Source organism: Sulfitobacter sp. HI0040 (assembly GCF_001634885.1).
Classification (GTDB): domain Bacteria; phylum Pseudomonadota; class Alphaproteobacteria; order Rhodobacterales; family Rhodobacteraceae; genus Sulfitobacter.
Map to the genome: position 1 here is coordinate 1 of NZ_LWEX01000068.1, position 4,677 is coordinate 4,677.

Sequence of the window (4,677 nt, forward strand, 5' to 3'; positions counted from 1 at the left end):
ACGGGGTTCTGGCGCTTCACATCCTGACGATGGCGCAGCGTCAGCACGATCGCACCGATCATCGCCACCAGCAGGATCAGCCCGGCAAGCTGGAACAACAGGAAATACTGGTCATAAAGAATGAGGCCGAGCGCTTCGGTATTGAACCGGTCAGGCACGATCACCTGTGTCCGCAGCGCCTCTGCGCTGATGTTCGATTCCCACGCGCCGAAGGCCATGACGAACTGCATCAGGATGATCAGCGCGATCAGAAGCGCCAGCGGCATGTAGCGGGCCATCTCTGCCTTCAGTTCGGCGAAATCGACATCGAGCATCATGACCACGAAGAGGAACAGCACCGCGACCGCGCCCACGTAGACGATGATCAACAGCATCGCGACGAATTCCGCCCCCAGCAGCACGAAAAGCCCGGCGGAGGACAGGAAAGCGAGGATGAGCCAGAGCACCGAATGAACGGGGTTGCGGCTGATGACGGTGAACAGCCCGCCCGTGATCACGCTGATTGCGAAAAGGTAGAATGAAAAGACGATCATGCGTCACCCTCTTTCTCGTCCAGCACGGCCTGCGTCACTTCGAGCGCGCGCGTCATGGCGGGGATACCTGCGAAAACGGACATCTGGCCAATGGTCTCCACGATGTGCTGGCGGGTGGCCCCGGCTTCCAGCGCGTGGCGTACCGTCTGCCGCAGTGCGACATCGTTCTGTGCCCCCTGCATCGTCAGGCCAGCCAGCGTCAGTAGCAGGCGAGTCCGCGCATCCAGCCCGCCGGTATTCATGGTGTTGCCGAACATCAGCTCCATCATGTCCTTGGGCATGGTGCCCATCAGCTTTTCGAATCCCTTCGGCGTAAAAGCCTCCATCGCGGGAAAGTTGCGGGCCATTTCCTGCGCCTGCTCCATCATCTGGGCAAAGGGGTTGGCGCCGTCGAAAGGGGTCTTCTGATCGCTCATCGGTAGGGTGCGTCCAGTTCGAGGTTGCGGGCGATTTCCGCCTCCCAGCGGTCGCCGTTTTCCAGAAGCTTCTGCTTGTCGTAGTAAAGCTCTTCCCGGGTTTCGGTGGAAAACTCGAAGTTCGGGCCCTCGACGATGGCATCGACCGGGCAGGCTTCCTGACAGAAACCGCAGTAGATGCACTTCGTCATGTCGATGTCATAGCGCGTGGTGCGGCGCGACCCGTCGAGCCGCGGCTCGGCGTCGATCGTGATGGCCTGCGCCGGGCAGATCGCCTCACAGAGCTTGCAGGCAATGCAGCGTTCTTCGCCGTTGGGATAGCGGCGCAGCGCATGTTCGCCCCGGAAACGCGGGCTGAGCGGCCCCTTTTCATGGGGATAGTTCAGCGTGGTCTTGGGCTTGAAGAAATACTTGAACCCAAGCGCCATGCCTTTCCACACATCCTGAAGCAGGAAGTACTTGGCGGCGCGGGTGTAATCGATCTGCGTCATCTCAGCCTCCTACGGTCCAGCGGGCATAGATGCCCCAGAACCAGTCGAATTTCGCCGCGAAGCTCACGAAGACCACCCAGAAGAGCGAGAACGGCAGGAAGACCTTCCAGCCCAGACGCATCAGCTGGTCATAGCGGAAGCGCGGGGTGATCGCCTTGACCATGGCGAACATGAAGAAGACGAACAGCATCTTGAGGAACATCCACAGGAAACCGTCCGGCAGGAACGGGATGGGCGACAGCCAGCCGCCGAAAAACAGCAGCGACACCAGCGCACACATCAGCACGATGGCGACAAGTTCGCCGATCATGAAGAGCAGGAAGGGCGTGCTCGAATATTCGACCTGATATCCCGCGACGAGCTCCGATTCCGCCTCCGGCAGATCGAAGGGCGGGCGGTTCGTTTCGGCCAGCGCAGAGATGAAGAACAGGATCAGCATCGGGAAATGCGGCAGGAAATACCAGTTCAGCAGGCCCAGATCGCCTCGCTGCGCGTTCACGATGGACGAAAAGTTCATCGACCCGGTGGAAATGATCACCCCGATAATGATGAGCCCCAGCGACACCTCGTAGGAGATCATCTGCGCCGCGGAGCGCAACGAGCCGAGGAACGGATATTTGGAGTTCGACGCCCAGCCACCCATGATCACGCCGTAGACCTCTAGCGAGGAGATGGCGAAAACATAGAGAATCGCCACGTTGATATCGGCGAGGACCCAGCCATCGTTGAAGGGAATGACCGCCCAGGCGATCAGCGCCATGACCAGCGACACCATGGGCGCGATGAAGAACACCGCCTTGTCCGCGCCCGCCGGTACGACGACCTCCTTGACCACGTATTTCATCAGGTCAGCAAAACTCTGCAGCAGGCCGAAGACGCCGACGACGTTCGGTCCCCGGCGCAACTGCACGGCGGCCCAGATCTTGCGGTCGGCATACATCAGGAAGGCGAGTGCCAGAAGCAACGGCAGGACGATCAGCAGGACCTGCCCGGTGATCAGCAGGCCAATGCCGACACCTGTCGTGGTAAAGAATTCAACCATAAGTCCTCACACCGTCGGTATGCCCTTTTCCACGCACTCCGACGTGGTCACTTCGGCATCGATTGTCTTCAAGCCCCGAGGGAGGCTCGGCGAGATCGTGTAAACAGCATCTCCCCGCCATATGCCACCCTCTTGCGTCACATTTGTACGGACATGGCGCGCAAAACCATAGCCCCGGATCAGCGTATAGCGCGCCGCGGCACAGCGCGCGTAGTCCGCCACGTCCTCGTTCGACAGGGCCTTCGTCATGGCGACGTTGAACTGGACGAGGTCCCCGTCAAGCAATGTGGTCTCCACCCCCTTGTAGTCGGGAATGAAATCCTCCGCCGTTGGCACCTGCGGCGCGCAGGCGGACAGCGACAGGGCCGTACACAGGCAGAAAGCTCTCACTCCGCCGCCAGCGGCTCGGCCCGGCGGGCGGCGGCATTGGCGGAAAGCTCCGCCATCAGCTGCGACGCCCGCGCGATGGGATTGCTGAGGTAGAAATCGCGGATCGCGGGCACGAAGGCGCCCGACCCCAGATCGCCCGCTTCCGTCCGGTCGATCGGCGACCAGTCGTTTTCCGGCACGGAACCGATCTCGGCGAAATGGGGAACTTCCTTCACCAAGGTGCGGCGCAGGGCGGCCAGCGAATCGAAGGGCAGCGTGTCGCCCATCTCGGCGCTCAGGGCGCGCAGGATCGCCCAGTTTTCCTTGGCCTGACCGGGGGCGAAGCTGGCGCGCATGGCCAGTTGCGGGCGGCCTTCCGTGTTCACGAAAAGGCCCGGCTCCTCGGTATAGGCGGCACCGGGCAGGATGATGTCAGCACGATGCGCGCCCCGGTCGCCATGGCTGCCCTGATAGATCACGAAGGGGCCTTCGCCGATCTCGATCTCATCCGCGCCGAGGTTGTAGATCACATCCGCGCCCATCACGTCATCGAGCCCGTTTTCCGCCGTGGCACCGATGTCCATGGCACCCACGCGCGACGCGGCGGTATGCAGGACCAGCAGCTTGCTGTCGGTCTTGTCGCAAAGCGCCATCGCGGTGGCCAGCACCGCCGCGCCATCGGCATCCTTCAGGGCGCCCTGCCCCACGATAACGAGCGACGGCTGATCCTTCACCTCGCCGAAATCGCGGGACAGCAGCTTGTCCAGCGCGGCGCGGTCATCGCCGAGGTGGTGATATTCATAGGTGAGATCGGCAGCTTCGCCGATGACGCCGATATCCGCGCCACGGCTCCATGCCTTGCGGATACGCGCGTTCAGAACGGGCGCTTCCACCGCGGGGTTCGACCCGATGATCTGGATCATCCGCGCATCGTCGATATCCTCGATCCGCGCGTTGCCCACATAGGCCGAACGGTTGCCCGCCGGCAGCTTCGCGCCATCGGTCCGGCATTCCAGCGCTCCACCGCGGGATGCGAGCAGCATTTTCAGGGCATAGGCGGCCTCCACCGGGGCCAGATCGCCGACCAGACCGGCGACCGACTTGCCCTGTATCGCGGAGGCCGCGGCGGCCAGCGCCTCGGGCCAGTCCGCTTTGCGCAGTTTGCCGTTCTCGCGGATGTAGGGCGTATCCAGCCGCTGGCGGCGCAGCCCGTCCCAGACAAAGCGCGTCTTGTCGGAAATCCATTCCTCGTTCACGCCGTCGTTGTTCAGCGGCAAAAAGCGCATGACCTCGCGGCCCTTGGTATCTACCCGGATGTTGGAGCCGAGCGCATCCATCACATCGACGCTCTCGGTCTTCGTCAGCTCCCAGGGCCGCGCGGTAAAGGCATAGGGCTTCGACACCAGCGCGCCGACGGGGCAAAGATCGATGATGTTGCCCTGCAGCTTACTGTCCAGCGTCTCACCGAGGTAGGAGGTGATCTCCGCATCCTCGCCCCGGCCGGTCTGGCCCATCTTGTGCACACCGGCGACTTCGGTCGTAAAGCGGACGCAGCGGGTGCAGGAGATGCAGCGCGTCATATGCGTCTCGATCAGCGGACCGAGGTCCAGATCCTCGGTCGCGCGCTTGGGTTCGCGGTAGCGCGAGAAATCGACGCCATAGGCCATGGCCTGATCCTGCAGGTCGCATTCACCGCCCTGATCGCAGATCGGGCAATCCAAGGGGTGGTTGATGAGCAGGAATTCCATCACCCCTTCGCGGGCCTTCTTGACCATCGGGGAATTGGTTTTCACCACCGGCGGCTGGCCTTCGGGGCCGGGCCGCAG

The 4,677-nt window shown here is 62.5% G+C and carries 6 protein-coding genes; all 6 read right to left on the reverse strand.

Annotated elements, in window-relative coordinates:
* The coding region (locus tag A3728_RS05675; protein ID WP_067921050.1) for an NADH-quinone oxidoreductase subunit J at positions 1-533 on the reverse strand (533 nt) is incomplete at its 3' end.
* Positions 530-949, reverse strand: a complete 420-nt coding sequence (locus A3728_RS05680) for a carboxymuconolactone decarboxylase family protein (RefSeq protein WP_067921052.1) — start codon at positions 947-949, stop codon at positions 530-532. The genes A3728_RS05675 and A3728_RS05680, both read right to left, overlap by 4 nt.
* Complete coding sequence (gene nuoI / locus A3728_RS05685; protein WP_067921053.1) at positions 946-1,440, reverse strand: NADH-quinone oxidoreductase subunit NuoI; 495 nt, start codon at positions 1,438-1,440, stop codon at positions 946-948. Before nuoI ends, A3728_RS05680 begins: the two co-directional genes overlap by 4 nt.
* A 1-nt stretch (position 1,441) precedes the next feature.
* Complete coding sequence (nuoH, locus tag A3728_RS05690; RefSeq protein ID WP_067921055.1) at positions 1,442-2,482, reverse strand: NADH-quinone oxidoreductase subunit NuoH; 1,041 nt, start codon at positions 2,480-2,482, stop codon at positions 1,442-1,444.
* Positions 2,483-2,488: 6 nt separating this feature from the next.
* Positions 2,489-2,872, reverse strand: a complete 384-nt coding sequence (locus A3728_RS05695) for a hypothetical protein (RefSeq protein ID WP_443069029.1) — start codon at positions 2,870-2,872, stop codon at positions 2,489-2,491.
* Positions 2,869-4,677, reverse strand: a 1,809-nt coding sequence (gene nuoG, locus A3728_RS05700) for an NADH-quinone oxidoreductase subunit NuoG (RefSeq protein WP_067921057.1), incomplete at its 5' end; no start/stop codon positions are given. The genes nuoG and A3728_RS05695, both read right to left, overlap by 4 nt.